This is a genomic window from Bacillus xiamenensis, from assembly GCF_000300535.1.
In the GTDB taxonomy this organism is placed as follows: domain Bacteria; phylum Bacillota; class Bacilli; order Bacillales; family Bacillaceae; genus Bacillus; species Bacillus xiamenensis.
Window position 1 is genome coordinate 169,856 of sequence record NZ_AMSH01000001.1, and the last position, 15,798, is coordinate 185,653.

18 protein-coding genes are annotated in these 15,798 nt (G+C 41.7%); 3 read left to right on the plus strand and 15 right to left on the minus strand.

From position 1 onward, the window contains the following. Positions 1 to 106: 106 nt before the first annotated feature. The 6 genes from BA1_RS00835 to BA1_RS00860 form a co-directional block, all read right to left on the minus strand. Entirely contained in the window at positions 107 to 2,257 is a 2,151-nt protein-coding gene (locus BA1_RS00835) for a penicillin-binding protein (protein WP_008354686.1), read from the minus strand. 7 nt (positions 2,258 to 2,264) lie between these two features. Further along, a complete protein-coding gene (ftsL, locus tag BA1_RS00840; protein ID WP_008354688.1) occupies positions 2,265 to 2,612 on the minus strand; it encodes a cell division protein FtsL in 348 nt (115 codons plus the stop codon). Between the two features lie 36 nt (positions 2,613 to 2,648). After that, positions 2,649 to 3,581 (minus strand): 16S rRNA (cytosine(1402)-N(4))-methyltransferase RsmH, encoded by a 933-nt coding sequence (gene rsmH / locus BA1_RS00845; RefSeq protein WP_008354689.1) that lies wholly within the window; start codon positions 3,579 to 3,581, stop codon positions 2,649 to 2,651. 66 nt (positions 3,582 to 3,647) lie between these two features. Further along, the gene (gene mraZ, locus BA1_RS00850) at positions 3,648 to 4,079 is read right to left on the minus strand and encodes a division/cell wall cluster transcriptional repressor MraZ (protein ID WP_008354691.1); all 432 of its coding nucleotides are present in this window, start codon (positions 4,077 to 4,079) and stop codon (positions 3,648 to 3,650) included. A gap of 127 nt (positions 4,080 to 4,206) precedes the next feature. Further along, on the minus strand, positions 4,207 to 5,826 hold the full coding sequence (bshC, locus tag BA1_RS00855; protein WP_008354693.1) for a bacillithiol biosynthesis cysteine-adding enzyme BshC: 1,620 nt from the start codon (positions 5,824 to 5,826) through the stop codon (positions 4,207 to 4,209). A gap of 65 nt (positions 5,827 to 5,891) precedes the next feature. Then, positions 5,892 to 6,791: a 2-dehydropantoate 2-reductase gene (locus tag BA1_RS00860; protein ID WP_008354694.1), complete on the minus strand. Its 900-nt coding sequence runs from the start codon at positions 6,789 to 6,791 to the stop codon at positions 5,892 to 5,894. 208 nt (positions 6,792 to 6,999) lie between these two features. On the opposite strand from BA1_RS00860, the gene BA1_RS00865 reads away from it, so the two are divergent. Continuing rightward, a complete protein-coding gene (locus BA1_RS00865) occupies positions 7,000 to 7,479 on the plus strand; it encodes an N-acetyltransferase (RefSeq protein WP_008354696.1) in 480 nt (159 codons plus the stop codon). 47 nt (positions 7,480 to 7,526) lie between these two features. On the opposite strand, the gene gerR is transcribed toward BA1_RS00865, so the two are convergent. From gerR to BA1_RS00880, 3 genes are all read right to left on the minus strand, one after another. Continuing rightward, positions 7,527 to 8,066 carry a sporulation-specific transcriptional regulator GerR gene (gene gerR, locus BA1_RS00870; RefSeq protein WP_008354698.1) on the minus strand — a complete coding sequence of 180 codons (540 nt, stop codon included), beginning with the start codon at positions 8,064 to 8,066 and terminating at the stop codon, positions 7,527 to 7,529. Positions 8,067 to 8,205: 139 nt separating this feature from the next. Then, positions 8,206 to 8,379, minus strand: a complete 174-nt coding sequence (rpmF, locus tag BA1_RS00875) for a 50S ribosomal protein L32 (RefSeq protein WP_008354700.1) — start codon at positions 8,377 to 8,379, stop codon at positions 8,206 to 8,208. Positions 8,380 to 8,400: 21 nt separating this feature from the next. Then, on the minus strand, positions 8,401 to 8,919 hold the full coding sequence (locus BA1_RS00880; RefSeq protein ID WP_008354703.1) for a YceD family protein: 519 nt from the start codon (positions 8,917 to 8,919) through the stop codon (positions 8,401 to 8,403). A 205-nt stretch (positions 8,920 to 9,124) separates the two neighbouring features. Here BA1_RS00880 and BA1_RS00885 point away from each other — a divergent pair, with 205 nt between their 5' ends. Then, on the plus strand, positions 9,125 to 10,372 hold the full coding sequence (locus BA1_RS00885; RefSeq protein WP_008354704.1) for a nucleotidyltransferase: 1,248 nt from the start codon (positions 9,125 to 9,127) through the stop codon (positions 10,370 to 10,372). A gap of 82 nt (positions 10,373 to 10,454) precedes the next feature. Here BA1_RS00885 and BA1_RS00890 read toward each other — a convergent pair whose 3' ends face one another. Both BA1_RS00890 and BA1_RS00895 read right to left on the minus strand, forming a co-directional pair. After that, a complete protein-coding gene (locus BA1_RS00890) occupies positions 10,455 to 11,483 on the minus strand; it encodes a SepM family pheromone-processing serine protease (RefSeq protein ID WP_008354706.1) in 1,029 nt (342 codons plus the stop codon). Positions 11,484 to 11,487: 4 nt separating this feature from the next. Further along, positions 11,488 to 12,267, minus strand: a complete 780-nt coding sequence (locus tag BA1_RS00895; protein WP_008354707.1) for a patatin-like phospholipase family protein — start codon at positions 12,265 to 12,267, stop codon at positions 11,488 to 11,490. A gap of 158 nt (positions 12,268 to 12,425) precedes the next feature. Here BA1_RS00895 and ylbJ point away from each other — a divergent pair, with 158 nt between their 5' ends. Then, positions 12,426 to 13,634 carry a sporulation integral membrane protein YlbJ gene (gene ylbJ, locus BA1_RS00900; RefSeq protein ID WP_008354710.1) on the plus strand — a complete coding sequence of 403 codons (1,209 nt, stop codon included), beginning with the start codon at positions 12,426 to 12,428 and terminating at the stop codon, positions 13,632 to 13,634. Between the two features lie 13 nt (positions 13,635 to 13,647). Here the strand turns inward: ylbJ and coaD are convergent, their stop codons facing one another. From coaD to ricF, 4 genes are all read right to left on the minus strand, one after another. Further along, positions 13,648 to 14,130: a pantetheine-phosphate adenylyltransferase gene (gene coaD, locus BA1_RS00905; protein ID WP_008354711.1), complete on the minus strand. Its 483-nt coding sequence runs from the start codon at positions 14,128 to 14,130 to the stop codon at positions 13,648 to 13,650. Positions 14,131 to 14,134: 4 nt separating this feature from the next. Beyond that, positions 14,135 to 14,722, minus strand: a complete 588-nt coding sequence (rsmD, locus tag BA1_RS00910; protein WP_412096186.1) for a 16S rRNA (guanine(966)-N(2))-methyltransferase RsmD — start codon at positions 14,720 to 14,722, stop codon at positions 14,135 to 14,137. Between the two features lie 281 nt (positions 14,723 to 15,003). Further along, on the minus strand, positions 15,004 to 15,276 hold the full coding sequence (locus BA1_RS00915; protein ID WP_003212137.1) for a YlbG family protein: 273 nt from the start codon (positions 15,274 to 15,276) through the stop codon (positions 15,004 to 15,006). 65 nt (positions 15,277 to 15,341) lie between these two features. Next, a complete protein-coding gene (gene ricF / locus BA1_RS00920; RefSeq protein WP_008354717.1) occupies positions 15,342 to 15,791 on the minus strand; it encodes a regulatory iron-sulfur-containing complex subunit RicF in 450 nt (149 codons plus the stop codon). Positions 15,792 to 15,798 lie beyond the last annotated feature (7 nt).

Consider the following 15,798-nt stretch of genomic DNA (forward strand, 5'->3'; position numbering starts at 1 on the left):
ATATGGCTTGTTTTCATCATATGCAAGCCCGCCTTTTTGTAGAACGATCTCGTCCCATTTGCTGGAATAAAAGAAAACCTAGCAAATGATTTGCTAGGTTGTTCCGTTAATTTGGACTTTTAAATGTCACGGTGACGACTTGATCTGAAATCTCCGCTCCACTCTTGACGCTTTGTTTGACAGCATATCCTTGTCCGCTTGTTTCAATATGCACACCAGAAATGGACGCATATTGCAGTACTTCCCTTCTTGACCAGCCCGTCATATCAGGCATTTTAATGGTTTTTCCTGCTGTTTTCAAAAAGACTTTCTGGCTTTCAGAGAATTCAGAGCCTGCATTCGGCCACTGGCGTTTAATGGATAGACCATCACCGATGACAACAGGCGTTAAGTTTTTGTTTTTGGCTTCGGTTTCTGCCTGCTTCACTTCTAAATCTAGGAATGAAGGCATTGTTTCTTGTTTTACTTTTTGTTTGCTTGATTTTTTATCGTCTGTTTTTGTTGGTGCGATATTTAAATAGAGCAAACTATTTTTCATTACAGGGTTGAAGATTTCCGAAACAGGGGCAGAGCCTGTTTGCGTTTCAGATAGCTGAGGCTGCTGTACTGCCACATAAACAAGCAGCTTCGGATCATCTTTTGGTGCCATTCCCATAAACGAATAGACGTAATCATTTCGGCCTTTGAGGTAACCGCCGGCACCGCCAATTTGTCCTGTTCCTGTTTTTCCGGCGACGTCAAAGCCTTTGATTTGATATGGCTGACCTGTCCCAATTTTCGAAGAAACAACCTCACCTAAAATGTCACGAACTTGTTTGGCTGTCTGAGAGGAAATCGGTTTTCCTGCTACTGTTGGTTCGTGCTGTAAAATCGTTTTGTTTGTGTTCGGGTCTGTAATATGATCAATGACATATGGCTTCATCATCGTTCCGCCGTTTGCAATCGCTGTCGCCGCTTCAATTTGCTGAATTGGTGTAATCGCAGACGCTTGACCATAAGCCGTCGATGCTTTGTCATATTCGTATCTAAAATTGATTTTACTAGACGCTTCGTTCGGCAAGTCTATTCCCGTTTTGTCATAGAAATGGAATTTTTGCAAGTATTGTTCGTACCTCGTGAAGCCAAGCTTCTCCTTTGCCAGTTTCGCAAAGGCAACGTTTGAAGAACGAAGAACACCTTCATGAAAATCAATTTTCCCCCAGCCATTTCCGTTGTTATGGTCTCTTACAAGACCGCCGCCTACTTTATAAGTTCCCGATTGATACTTTTCACTGCCTTGATATACTCCTTCCTCAATCGCAGCAGCAAGTGTAAAGATTTTCATCGTTGAACCTGGTTCAAATGCATATGAAATGACATCATTGTTATAATTCGTAATGTCCAGTTCATTTAAATTAAAGCTTGGGCGCTGTCCCATCGCGAGAACTTTTCCTGTTTTCGGATCAACGACTGTCGCAATGATTTTCTTCGGCTTATATTTTTTAGCGACCTGCGTCATACTTTCTTCAAGAAATGCCTGAATTTTTTGATCGATGGTCAGCGTGACGTTTTTCCCGTCTTTCGGGGCGACAATGTCTTCTTTGCTATTCGGAAGCGCCCATCCGCTTCTGTCACTGTTATACGTCACATAGCCGTCTTTTTCTTTCAAATATTTATTCAGAGCCTTTTCAAGACCCATCGCACCTGACATATCCTTGGTTGCTTCATCTAATCTGGCATAACCAATTAAGTTCGAAGCAAACATGCCGTTTGGATAATAGCGCTTCGTGTCCTTTTCAAATGCGATTCCAGGAAGCTTTAGCTTTTCAATTTTTTCCTTTGTTGAAAAGCTAATATCCTTTCCGGCTTTACCAAACTCGACTTGGAACGCGCCCTTTGTATTCAAGCGCTTTAAAATTTCACTTTCGCTCATATCAATGACTTTTGACAGCTCTTTTGCTGTCTTTTCTTTGTCAACGACATGCATCGGATGCTTGAGATCGACTGTCATTTTCTTGCTCAGGATTGCAATGAGCTTATAAACAGATGTGTCCTCTGCAATCACATTTCCATTTCGATCTAAAATGGACCCTCTTTTGGCTTCAAGTGTTTTCTTCGATTGATATTGTTCATTTGCTTTTGCGGCTAACACTTGTCCATCTACTGTTCCAGTAACCTGAATATAAATAAAACGTGCAAGGATGATAAAGAAAAACAGGGCGAAGCAAATACTCGCAATTGCCGCGCCTCTGTTCATCATTTTATTCTTTTTAGGCATCGCCATGTTAATCGACCTTCTTCACATCTTTCGATATACTTAAGCCTGCTTTTTTAGCGGCTTCAATGATTCTTTCTGGTTCACTTAGTAAATCTTTTTGCTTTTGTAGCTCAGTGATTTTTTTCGATTCTAAAGACACTTGCTGTTCTAATTTCTGTACTTCGATATTTGCTTGATAGACAGCAAAGGCTTTAGAAATGATAAGGATGGAGCTGCACATAAGAGCCATGACAAACATGACAAGTAAGATTTTTTCACCAAGTGTAATAGAACCTCTTCTTCTAATGACAACCGATTGGCCTTGCCGCTCTGTTTGATGTTGCTTTATCTCTCTTTGATAAGCCAAATTACTCATAAGAAACCTCCTTTTTATCATCATCTATGGTGTCAATTACTTTTTTTCTGCAATTCGGAGCTTCGCTGAACGGGCACGGTTGTTATTTTCCAGCTCTTGTTCTGATGCAACGATTGGTTTTCTCGTGATCAGCTTCAGTTTTGGTTCAAGTCCTTCTGGAATCACTGGTAGTCCGTGCGGTAGTTCTGGAAGAGAAGACATTTCTTTAAATGTACTTTTACAAATCCGGTCTTCAAGTGAATGGAATGTAATAACAGAAATTCTCCCCTTCGGATTGAGTAACTCTATTGCTTGTTCTAGTGCTTCTTCAAATACTTTCAATTCGTCATTTACGGCAATTCGGATCGCTTGAAACACCCTTTTCGCTGGATGTCCGCCAGTTCGCCTTGCAGGTGCGGGAATTCCTTCTTTGATAATGTCGACAAGCTCACCCGTTGTTTCAATTGGCGCTTTTTTTCTGGCTTCTTCAATTTTGCGTGCGATTTGCTTGCTGAATTTTTCTTCCCCATATTTGTAGAAAATCCGAACTAGATCTTCAAATGGCCATTCATTCACCACTTGTTTTGCCGACAAAGCAGCGGTTTGATCCATTCGCATGTCAAGAGGTGCATCATGGTGATAACTAAAGCCTCTTTCTGGTGTGTCGAGCTGAGGAGATGAAACCCCAAGATCAAAAATCACACCGTCTACGCTTGTAATGCCTTGTTCATTCAGACGTTCTTTTAAATATCGGAAGTTGCTTTTTATAAAAAGAATGTTCGCTTTTGCATCCGCGAGCTTCTTTCGTGCATGATCCAGTGCAGCATCGTCTTGGTCAAATCCAATTAATGTACCTTTTTCTGATAATTGAGATAGTAAATATGAGCTATGACCTGCGCCGCCTAGCGTGCAGTCCACATATGTACCGTCTTCTTTGACGTTTAAACCGTCTACTGTTTCTTTTAATAATACTGTCTCATGTTGAAACATGATGTTATGGTCCCACCTTTTTCAAATAGAAATGAATGTGTAGAAAGCTTGCTGCACAAGGGATTATTATATATCAAATCCAATCATGTTTTCAGCAATTTCAGCAAAAGAATCTTCTTGCTCTTCTGTATATTGTTCCCAGATCGACTTACTCCACAACTCAATTCGATTTGAAACGCCGATGACCACACATTCTTTTTCGAGTTTTGCATATTGGAGTAGGTTAGAAGCGATGTTAATGCGCCCCTGCTTGTCCAGCTCACATTCGACTGCGCCAGAAAAGAAAAACCGGGTAAACGCACGTGCATCTTTTTTCGTCAGCGGTAGTGCTTTGAGTTTCTCTTCAATTTGTTTCCACTCACTCATAGGGTAGCCAAATAAACATTGATCAAGCCCTCTCGTGAGCACAAACTGTTCTCCGAGACCGTCTCTAAATTTAGCAGGGATGATCATGCGCCCTTTTGTATCAATCGTATGTTGGTATTCACCCATGAACATGACAATCAGGCCCCACTTTCTCACCCTTACTCTCCACTATCCACCACTTCTCTCCACAAAACCTATTTTACACTGTTTCTACATAAAAAAAAACCCTGAACTAGTCAGGGTTCATTAAAACTTTATTTCAAAGTTTGACAATTTGCTGCTTGTTTTGAAATGAAAATGGCATATTTTTGAACTTTTTGAAGAATTCCGGACCATATTTGTTTAAAAAGTACATGATATTCCAAATTCTTTCTTGTGGTGCATTAAGTGGTTTTAAACTATTTTCAATCCGTTCAAAGTCGCGAAGGATGTATCCTTCCTTCTCTTCCACACGCTTCGCCACCTTTTGATAAACAAACTGAAGCTGGTCTTCAATAAATTTGGCATTTTTATCTAGCAACTGTTCAAAGCTCGGTTCAATCTTTAGTGCTTCTTGTCTGATTGCCTCATGAACATTCGCTAATTCACGTTTGGCGTGATCAACCGATTGAACAAAGCTGTCTGGAAGACTTTGCTGAAAGTGTGCATCCTTCTTTTCTTTCACACCATTTGTCAGCACTTCTTCTACCGACAATTCTCTTACCGGCAGCTTCTTGTCAATGTGCCTTTCGAGAATGGTGACGTGCAGCCTCGGAAGAACAGGTGCCATTTTGATGTCAAAGTGCTCAAAGATTCCTTTCAGCTCACCCCAATAGTTCACTTCACCATGTCCAGCCATAAAAGCAAGGGTTGGAAGAAGGGTTTCCTGCATCAATGGACGTGTCACCACATTATTGCTGAACCGTTCTGGGTGCTCCTCCACTTCCTGCAAAAGCTCATCTTTTGTCCAAGTAAGGCCCACTTCAGGTACAGAAAACTGGTGCTGCTCTTTTTCAATTAGGAAACGCTCCTCATCGTATTCGTAAAACAGGTTGGCCTGGTGGTCACCCGCTTCAATAATCGGCTGATACCCAGCTTGCTTCATAGCAGCCTGCGTTTCATTTAAACGCGTTGTGATCGCATCACTTGACTCAATTATTTGTTTGAATAACGAACGCTCAAGCGGTTTGACGCCGAAGTCTCCTGAATTCAATAACAGCAGCCCGTCTTCTTCAAACAGGTCGCAAATAATCCATTCAAAGAAATCCGTAAATGTGTCTGATTTGCGTAAACATCGAAGAAGTTGATCAAACAAATCGTTTGTGTAAGCAGATTCCTCATAGGTTGAAAATACATCTCGAAGCCACTTCTCTGTTTTCTCTTGATGGAGAGATGTTCTTTTCGCAGCCGATTTTTTGACGTTATGTAAAGGCAGCTTGTGTTTGACTGGACCTTTTTCGCCAGACGTGTACACAAAATTAATTTCATCGACATCATGATCTTCACCAGCGACCCAAAAGACCGGAATCACAGGAACACCAAGCTCTGATTCTTTTTCTTTTGCAAACTGAATAATGGATATCATCTTATGTATGGTATAAAGCGGACCTGTTAATAGGCCTGCCTGCTGCCCTCCAACCACCATGACACTCCGTTCATCACGGATCTTCTCAATGTTCTGACGCATCGCTGCCGATTCAAACTTCGCGTGATATGCGCTCATATAATCAGCTAAAGCCTCGCGCGGGAAGCTCCTTTCCATGAGATCGTCGTATCTTTTTTTCCATGTGTGCTCAGAATGTATATCATAATCAAAAAAAGCAGTCATCTCTTTTTTTTCTTCTATATAATCACGTATGAATAAATTCTGACTTCGGATGGAAAGTTCAGTCAATTGCATGTTTAGAACTTCCTTTCTACAATAAATAGTTAGTTTACCGAAAAAAGTATAGCATGTAAATGAGCTCACTCAAAAGATTTTGTTTGCTTTTTTTCCAATACTTCCAAGCTTCTATTGAAGAAAGTGAGATATGGCGCCGCCATCTCTTGAGCTTGAGCATTTTTTAAAAGATAGCCAACGATCGCTTCTCGTTCGGTTTGGCGGCCTTTGACGATATCTTGAAGCATCGACGATTGATTGCCGGCCGTTTGATGACAAATAGACATCACATGAGCCCAGAGCCGCTCTTTTTCAGACAAGCCTAGAATGGAAACCGCTTCTTCAAATGCGCATTTCATCATGTGTTCATATGAAGGGTTGGACATAAGCTCCCCGTTTTTCACATGTAATAAAGCCGTCAGCGGATTAATGCAAACATTGACAAGCAGTTTTTCCTCCAGCACCTTTTTCCATTCATCTGTATAGATCATCTGAAAATGAGCAGCTGTCTTCTTCAGCTCATCACTCATCTCTGCTATATCCTCATGAAGAAATGCCCCCCACTTTATGACACCAATGCCTGTATGGTTCACTGCGTGATCTGACACCTTCATCGCACCGTGCTCTACCACACCAATATATAACGGATGTGGCGTGTTCCATTTCTTTAAATCCATTAGGTGGGCCATTCCGTTCTGCAAAAATAAGATCTTTTGGCGAGGCAGTGCCGATAGTTCATCCAGCACACCTTGCAACTGATGATATTTCACCGTCACAATGAGTAAATCAAACAGTCCTTTTACCCCTGTCTGTGCATCAACAACTGTCTTACATGTTTCTCGTCCCGTCATTCGTTCAATGCCTAATGCTCGAATTTCTTCTGCCTGTTCTTTTCTTCTTGTAAAGAGAGTGATCTCATGATGCTGTGATAAATAACTGGCACAAAGCAGACCAATCGCACCGCCGCCAATGATTCCAATTTTCAACTGCCGCACTTCCCTTTTCTATTTACTTCATCATATCAGCTATTTTACCAGTTTCGTGTCTCGATGCAAAAAACCGGTGACGCGCCATGATTGAATTTTTTTAATTTAAAAACTATAATAATAAGTGTAAAAACTTTTTAGGCGGATGGGATGAAAACGCCTTCAATGACATCACTGTCGACATTATGTGTGTAAGGGGGAAGATCGTATGACACAAGTGAAACGCCTTCTAATTAACTACAAAACGTTAGAGGAATTTAAACAATTTAAGGAATATGGCATACAAGAACTTTCAATGCTTGAAGACCTTGAAAGTAATATGATTGAAAATGACAGCAATTCTCCATTTTACGGAATTTACTTTGGAGATAAGCTTGTGGCACGTATGAGCCTCTATCAAGTGGATGGCTCGACGAATACGTATTTTGACCATAATCATGATTATTTAGAGCTGTGGAAGCTAGAAGTGCTGCCAGGGTATCAGCGCAAAGGGTACGGAGAAGCACTTGTTGAGTTCGCAAAATCTTTCGGACTTCCGATTCGAACGAATCCACGTGTCAAATCTGCTGGTTTTTGGGAAAAAATGGGCTTTGAAGCAGTGAAATATGATATGGAACGCGATAAAGGGGAAAATCCACTCATTTGGGAACCCGCACATATCCGAAAGAATACAGGTGAATCCGCTTAATGATTGATGACAAAACGCCCCTCCTTTTATCTATGAGGGGCGTTTTTCTATTTGGCGTAGTCTTTTAAGCTGATATTCTGTTTGACTCTTTCAACAATTCCTATGAGTGCCCTGTAATCTTCCTCTGTCATTTTCAATTGCCGCTTCAATTGTTCATTTTCTTCGGTGAGCGACTTTAATTGATGTTGTGCCTCCTTAAGTTCTTCGCGTAAATAAGCGGGACCCGCCGGTTCTTTCTCAAGCTGCTCTAAAAACTGAATCACCTCTCGAAGCGTCAATTCAGTCTGATCAGAAGAAGCTTTCTCCTCTATCGTGATCGCATGCTGCGGTATGCCTGAGGAATGAATTCCAATCTTTTTACGCAGTTCTTTGCGCTGCTTTTTCGCAAGCTCAATGCCTGCCTGATACTGCTTTCTGACGTAAGAGTTCCACCTGAATCCACACGCTGCCGCTGTTCTTGACAATGCTTTCCCAACCTCTTCAAATGCGGAAAGCTGGGTCCCGCCATCTCGGATATGCCTTAAGACAACTTCTGCTAAAAGCAAATCTTCATCTTGTGTCCATGCGTCCTGTCTTGTAATCGTCAATTGATCATCCCCCCTGAATCTGAATACCATATCATATGCGCTTACTAGAGTAGGTAGACTATTTGCAGGAGAGAAAAGCTAAAAAATAGACAAAATAAAAAAAACGCAAGGGAAGATTCCCTCACGCTTTTTTTATGAATTAGTTGCTTTTTACGTCTTTGCCTTTGTATGTTCCGCAAGATTTGCAGACACGATGAGAAATTTTCATTTCACCGCATTCTGGGCAAGCTACCATACCAGGTACTTGTAGTTTGAAATGCGTACGACGCAATCTTTTTTTCATTTTAGAAGTTCTTCTAAAAGGTACAGCCATTATTCCCACCTCCTTAAAGAGTTAAGATTCATTATTTTCTTCTAAGAGCTTCTTCAAGCCTTCCAGACGAGGATCAATTCGGTTTTGATGTGCATCTTCCGAAATGACCGCCCAGTCATTCCCTTCCTGTGGCGCAGCACCTTTTGCGTCTGTTTGGTCGCAAAAGATTTGCATCGGCACTTCCAGAAGGATTTCTTCCTTGACTATAGGCGTTAAGTCAATGATATCGTCCTCAACAACGGACACATCTTCATCTTCTATATCGTCTGTCTTATGAAGTACAAATAGTTCTTTTGTTGAAATCGCAAATGGATAATTTACATCAACAAGCGTTCTTGAACAAGGCAATGTCATTTCACCTGTGATGGTTAAATCAAATGCGACTTGCTTTGATTCGATCACTCCAGTCCCTTTCACCTCTATTGGTGAAATACGACGTATATCTGAATGAAGGCTAGTAAGTTCATTTAAGTCAACCGTCTCATGAAAATCGAAGCTGTTTTTAGCTTTTTGATGTAACTGATAAACTGTCCATTTCAATTGTATCACCTCTAAGAGCAACAAACATGATTATAGCTTTCATCATGCTATTTGTCAATATTTTTTCTTTACAGTCCTTTATGATGTCAGAGGGTTGTTTGACATCAGTTCCTAGAATGCCTACACTGAAAAAAATGGGCTTCATTTTTCCCTTATGCTACTGTAGCATAGACCATTTAACCAAGCAAGAAAGGCGGAACATCTATTGAAAGCAGTAGGAGTCATTGTCGAGTACAATCCATTTCATTATGGACATGCCTATCATGTTCGCCAGGCGAAAAAACAAACCTCCTCAGATGTTGCCATTGCCGTTATGAGCGGTTCGTTCCTCCAGCGCGGGGAGCCTGCCATCGTCTCAAAATGGGCACGCACAAAAATGGCCCTAGAAAACGGTGTGGACATTGTGTGTGAGCTTCCATATATCTATGCCGTACAAAAGGCAGAAACCTTTGCAAATGGCGCTGTATCCATCCTAGATGCTTTAAAATGCCGATCTCTTTTTTTTGGGAGTGAGGATGGAGATATCAAAGCATTTGAGCGCACAGCACACGCTTGGCATGAGAAAAAGGAAGAAATCGACCTTTTAACAAAAGAAAAGGTGAAAGAAGGTCTTAGTTATCCGGCAGCAGCAGCCGGTGCGTTTCAAGAAGCCATTGATTCATGTCTCTTACTGGATTTGTCTAAACCAAATAATATTCTAGGCTTTCATTATGTAAAAGCCATCTTAGAGAGATCCCCTCACATGCAGCCTTACACCTCTCAAAGAATTGCATCTGATTACCATGATGAAGAGCTGCCTGAAAACCAGAAAATCGCAAGCGCAACAAGTATTCGAAAAGCCTTAAAAGAACAAGGTTCATTTGAAGCGGTCATGCCTTATCTCCCGAACCCTACTTTAAAGCAATTACACGACTATCATGCTTCATACGGTCTTTTACATACGCAAGAAGCCTATTTTCGTTTCTTAAAACATGTCTTTTATACAATGGATACGAGTGAACTAGAGGACATCTATGAAATTGAAGAAGGCATTGAGCACCGCATGCAAAAGGCGATCACACATGCGTCCTCCTATGAGGAATATCTATCACTTGTGAAAACAAAACGATATACGTGGACTAGGTTACAGCGGATGAATACACATCTGTTAATGAACGTGAAGAAAAAGACGATGCATCAGCTGCTGGAGGAGAAAAAAGCGCCTTATATTCGTTTACTCGGTATGTCAAAGAAAGGGCAGCAATATTTGTCTCTTGTGAAAAAAGAGTTGGACGTACCGCTTGTGAGTAAATTGTCTTCTTTTTCACATCCCGCACTTCATCTTGATATTCGTGCTTCCCGCGTCTTCAGCCTTCCCATCAGTGAACCAATGCAAACGGAATTAGCGTCAGCAGAGTTTAAAACATCACCCATTCGATATGACGAAGAAAGCGGTCTGTTTCAATCTCGATAGAAAAGAAGACAAAGGGCTAAAATAAAGATCATTTTAGCCCTTTGTCAACAATTTTAGAGCAGCCCTTGGGGACGCTCTTTTTTTATGATGCTTTTTCTTTTAATGTGTTTAAATAGTCCAGTGCATCCTGCATAGTATCGACCGGAACGATTTTCATATCACTTTTAATCTCTTTTGCTGTTTTGACGGCATTTTTATAGTCAGAGTTTGGATCACCTTTCTCGTTTGGTGCAAAGAAGATGTCTTTCCCTGCTTTATCGGCTGCTACGACTTTTTGATCAATCCCGCCAATCGGTCCGACTGTACCATCGGCGTCAATCGTTCCAGTTCCCGCTATCGCATAGCCATGTGTTTCGTCTTCTTTTGTCAGCTGGTTATATATTTCAAGTGACATCATTAAACCTGCCGATGGACCGCCAATGTTTTCGATGTCCACCTTCACAGAGGGTGACACTTTCACATGACGGTCTGTAAATAGTGATACACCAATTCCAACTCGTTTTGGGTCTTCTTTAAATCGTTTCAACGTTATTTTCTGTGTGATTTCTTTGCCATTTCGTTCGAGTACAAAACGGACCGTTGTGCCTGCTTTTTTACTGCTGATATATGAAACCATTTTATCTGCAGAATCATACGTTTGATCATCGACGCTTTTGATCTTGTCGCCAACTTGAATCTTGCCATATGCAGGCATCCCTTTCATCACATAGCTCGCATACACCCCGTTAAACGTATAGTCCACTTTTTTCCCTGCTTTTGTATAAGCTGCAATCATCGCGTTTTCTTGAGAGCTTTTCATCAGCTGAAGCTGTCGTTTCATATAATCCTCATCTGACTCTCCGTCCGCTTTAATGTTTTCTTCTGGGACGATCTCGTCATACTTGTTCATTTTTGCAAGCAAATACGTATATGGATTTGCTGGACCTACTTTAATGGTCATAAGAGAGAAGCTGCCCTTCTCGCTATATCCTCCGTCCACTTGAATATGCGGAGCAATCTCTGTTGCATCACCTGGCTTTGTGATATAGTACGGCAGTTTGACAAAGGTTAAACCAAATAATACAAGAACAACCACAAAAAAGCTGAGCCAGCGAATATTCAATTTTTTCATTCGATTAACACTCCCATTTATCAATGACATCTTTCAGTTTACCTTTTAGTTGATCTGCGGCGAGCTCACCTGCTTCAATCATCTCTTGCACCTGTGTAAACGCACTAGAGCTAAATGTTTCAAGCTTCGGCCGGATCATGAGATCTGCGTGAATGGTTTGGTGACGAACCAATTCATTTTGAAGGATGTCCAAGCTTTGCATAATGACATCCGATAATCTCGTCGCCTTTTCTGTTTTTTTCACCCTTGATACATCAGAGGCGATAACGAGGTCTGCCCCCATCTCTTTTAAAACAGAAACAGGAATGCGGTCAACTACCGCTCCATCTACCAATTGTCTGCCGCCTATTTCATGCGGAACAAACACACCTGGAATGCTAATGCTTGCTCTGACTGCTTGTGAGACAGACCCTTCTTTGAACACAACCTTCTCCCCTGTCCCGAGGTCACAGGCGACAATCGCAAGAGGCATTCGCAATTCCTCGATTTTTTTCCCATATGTAAACGTGTGGATCAACTGCAAAATTCGATTTCCTTTTAAAAGACCGATTTTTGGCAGTGTATAGTCAGCATAATACTTTCTTCTGAAGACAAGTGCAAGTTTTTTCATTTTTTCTACGTCTTGTCCTGCCGCATAAAAGCTTCCAACAAGTGCGCCAATACTGCTTCCGGCGATCATATCCACCTGAATTCCTTGTTTCTCAAGACTAGATAAAACTCCGATATGCGCCAGCCCCCTGGCACCCCCGGAGCCCAGCGCAAGCCCGATGGTCGGTCGCTTCATGTAAATCCACCCTCCTCTTTCTATGCATATATACGAATCTATAGGTCTAAACATGCCCCTTCTACTCGTATAGTAATAGAAGACAGGCTCGGCTAGTTTCTCTTTTTCTTTGATCACGAGCTCGCCAATAGATTATAACGGCAAGGGGCGAAACCTCCATGAAAAAATGGAACACACTGTTCATCGCTGCTTTTTTTATCTTTTTAACAGCCACTGTGATTACACACCCACAAGCCTCTTTGCAAGCGTCGAAAAATGGACTTGCAATGTGGTGGGAGGTTGTATTTCCATCGTTGCTTCCTTTTTTTATTTTGTCCGAGTTATTAATTAGCTTCGGGATTGTTAGATTTGTCGGGGTATTATTAGAACCATTTATGCGCCCCATCTTTCGAGTGCCAGGTGTAGGCGGGTTTGTCCTAGCGATGGGGATGGCCTCAGGCTTTCCTTCTGGCGCTAAATTGACGACGCGGCTCAGGCAGGAAGGACAATTGACGAGAATTGAAGCAGAGCGCCTTGTTTCATTTACAAATTCTTCGAATCCATTGTTTATTTTTGGAGCGGTGGCGGTTGGTTTTTTTCATCACCCTGCTTTAGGCATTGTCTTAGCCTGTGCACATTATTTAGGGAATCTAGCGGTCGGTGTGACGATGCGGGGATATAAAGCGCGGCACGATGCACACCTTAGAAGCCGGAAAGGATGTTTATTCCCACCAATAAAAGAGGCATTCAGTGCGCTTCATACAGCAAGACTCGCAGAGAAAAGACCGCTTGGCCAAATTTTAAGCGATGCTGTCATGTCGTCCGTTCAAACACTCTTTATGATTGGCGGCTTTATTATTTTATTTTCCGTCTTTAGCAAAATGCTGGCAGTTGTTCATGTGACCGACCTTCTCTCCGTGGGCATCGGTTATATGCTGCAAACGATGCACCTTCCGCCAGAATTAAATCTTGCTATGATTGCAGGTTTATTTGAGATCACTTTAGGAAGTCAGCTGACGGGTTCACAGGAAGTCACTCTTCTCGCTAAAACCATTGTGGTCAGCTTTATTTTAGGATTCAGCGGGTTCTCTGTTCAAGCTCAGGTAGCAGGCATTTTGGCGGCAACTGATATACGTTTCAAACCTTTTTTCTTCGCCCGATTGCTCCATGGAATGTATGCGGCTGTCTTCGCCTTCTTATTATTCAAACCACTTTATGTATCTCGATCAGACATGGCTCTTCCAGCAGCAGCCTCTGAAGCAGGCCAGCAAGTCGTCATATTCAGCAGTACGCTGTGGAATCAGCTTGTGGCAGCCGGCCCTCTTATCACGTTGGTCAGCTTGATCGTGTATATTGCTTTATATTATCAAAAACTAAAAAATGGATGAGTGCAGTGTGCACTCATCCATTAAATTTTTCTTTCAGCGCGGCTTCTACCTCTTTTGGTACAAGCTCTTTGACTGATCCATGATATTTCGCTACTTCTTTGACAATGCTTGAGCTTAAGAAGGAGTATTGATTATTCGTCATCATGAAAAACGTTTCAATGTCATCATTTAACACTTTATTCATTGATGTACCTTGCATCTCATATTCAAAGTCCGTCACCGCTCTGAGTCCGCGTAAGATGACTTTGGCTTCTTTCTGTTCCGCATAATCGACAAGTAGCCCATGAAAGGATTCTACTTTGATATTTGGCAGATCCTTTGTCGCTTGGCGAATAAGCTCACACCGTTCTTCAACCGTAAATAACGGTTTTTTTGATGAGTTGTTCAGGACGCATACATACACTTCATCAAAGATCTTTGCCCCTCTTTTGATAATATCCAAATGGCCCAATGTGACTGGATCGAAGCTACCCGGACAAACAGCTATATTCCCCATTGCTTTAATTTCCCCGCTTTCTATAGATCGTAATGCCAGTCAATCCGTACAGTTCCTGTCTTGTGATGTGAAGTTGTCCAGCTTCCTCTGGCAGCGTAACGTCTTTATCGTGCTCACACACAATGACGCCATCATCCGCTAATAGGGAATGTTCATCAATCATATCAAGAAGTGCTTTGAGCTTTTGATCTTTATACGGCGGATCAAGAAAGATGGCTTGAAAGGATTCTTCTCGTTTCACTACAGCTGCGAGTGCACGGTTTGCATCATTTCGAAATACTTCACTTTGATCCATCAGCGACAATTGATTCAGATTACCTTTAATCGTCTGAATCGCCTTCATATCTCGATCAACAAATATACAATGATCGAATCCTCTGGAAAGCGCTTCAATTCCTAAACCACCGCTTCCAGCAAATAAATCAAGGGCCCATCCGCCATCAAAATAAGGACCAATCATATTAAAAATGGATTCTTTGACTTTATCTGTTGTCGGTCTTGTTGATTGACCTGGTACCGCTTTAAGCGAGCGGCCTTTTCTCGTTCCAGAGATGACTCTCATTTTCCCACCACTTTTTCTACTTACATCTATTGGTTATTGTCTCATGACAAAAATTCAACATTATCTTACCACATCCACTCCACATGGGACAATGCACGGAATTCCATTCATTTTCTATGTATATATGAGAGGACGCAGGGTCATACTACTTGTAACAGCATCTGATGTGGTGCTGTTGCCAACCGCGGAGAAGACTTACGTTTCCCCATAAGTTCTTCCTCCGGTTTCTCCTCTCCCTTTGCCTTCTCCTTAATGAATCATTAAGAATAGAAGGACCCCGCGGGTGATGCCGCGGGGATTTTTTTGTGTCTTTAAAAGCCCACCTTATAATCATACTCTTTTGCTTTGTCCAATTTGGATTCGTACTCTAATTTAATAAAAGGTTTATATGAAGGCTCAACACGTTTCACAAATGGCAATGAACTGAGCTTTGCCATGTGGCGCTCGAGATCATTCATATCACAATAAATCACTGCATATTTCATTTTCCTTGAAATATAGTGAACATTCCCAAATTTTCTTAGCGCTTTTGACTGCTTCAATGAATGCAGCCAAACAACCATCCCTTGACGTTTGGTTTCCATCTTTTCACCTGCCGCTTTTCAATTCTTCCCGTTCATTATGTAAAAGACGAGACGTTCAAGTCTCGTCAAGATACTTTACAGCCACAGCTGCCTCCTGATCCACAGCCACCGCCGCATGATGATAGACCATCAAAATATGGGTTCCCTGTTGGAACTTTAATATATGCTGATACAGCTTGACCGATTTCAATACTAATCTCATCTAGGATGGATTGAATCGCTGTTTCTGCTTTTTTGAAATCAACCACTGTATCGTGAAGATCTAGCTTTCTTTTGACCTCACGCATTTCTTTTGAGATCGTTCTATAGTCCGGATGGTATTTGCCGAACCGCTGCACATCCTCATATTGCTCTTTTACTTTTGTAAAATGGGCAATAATTTGTTGGGCTTCTTCGTCTTGCTGGAGACGCTTAAAGCAGTTGCGGTAATGTTCAGCCTCCTCCGACTGAAGAATCATGGCAGCCAATTGATTTGCTTGCTCTTGGAGCTCCACAGATTCGATTGTCGCATACATAAATGTT

Bases quoted from the DNA above. Each gene is read 5' to 3' on its own strand.
- rsmH (WP_008354689.1), bottom strand. From the start codon at position 3,581: ATGTTTCAACATGAGACAGTATTATTAAAAGAAACAGTAGACGGTTTA.
- rpmF (WP_008354700.1), bottom strand. From the start codon at position 8,379: ATGGCTGTACCTTTTAGAAGAACTTCTAAAATGAAAAAAAGATTGCGT.
- BA1_RS00835 (WP_008354686.1), bottom strand. From the start codon at position 2,257: ATGCCTAAAAAGAATAAAATGATGAACAGAGGCGCGGCAATTGCGAGT.
- ftsL (WP_008354688.1), bottom strand. From the start codon at position 2,612: ATGAGTAATTTGGCTTATCAAAGAGAGATAAAGCAACATCAAACAGAG.
- BA1_RS00895 (WP_008354707.1), bottom strand. From the start codon at position 12,267: ATGAAGCGACCGACCATCGGGCTTGCGCTGGGCTCCGGGGGTGCCAGG.
- coaD (WP_008354711.1), bottom strand. From the start codon at position 14,130: ATGGGGAATATAGCTGTTTGTCCGGGTAGCTTCGATCCAGTCACATTG.
- BA1_RS00865 (WP_008354696.1), top strand. From the start codon at position 7,000: ATGACACAAGTGAAACGCCTTCTAATTAACTACAAAACGTTAGAGGAA.
- mraZ (WP_008354691.1), bottom strand. From the start codon at position 4,079: ATGTTCATGGGTGAATACCAACATACGATTGATACAAAAGGGCGCATG.
- bshC (WP_008354693.1), bottom strand. From the start codon at position 5,826: ATGCAATTGACTGAACTTTCCATCCGAAGTCAGAATTTATTCATACGT.
- BA1_RS00890 (WP_008354706.1), bottom strand. From the start codon at position 11,483: ATGAAAAAATTGAATATTCGCTGGCTCAGCTTTTTTGTGGTTGTTCTT.
- ylbJ (WP_008354710.1), top strand. From the start codon at position 12,426: ATGAAAAAATGGAACACACTGTTCATCGCTGCTTTTTTTATCTTTTTA.
- BA1_RS00915 (WP_003212137.1), bottom strand. From the start codon at position 15,276: ATGGAAACCAAACGTCAAGGGATGGTTGTTTGGCTGCATTCATTGAAG.
- ricF (WP_008354717.1), bottom strand. From the start codon at position 15,791: ATGTATGCGACAATCGAATCTGTGGAGCTCCAAGAGCAAGCAAATCAA.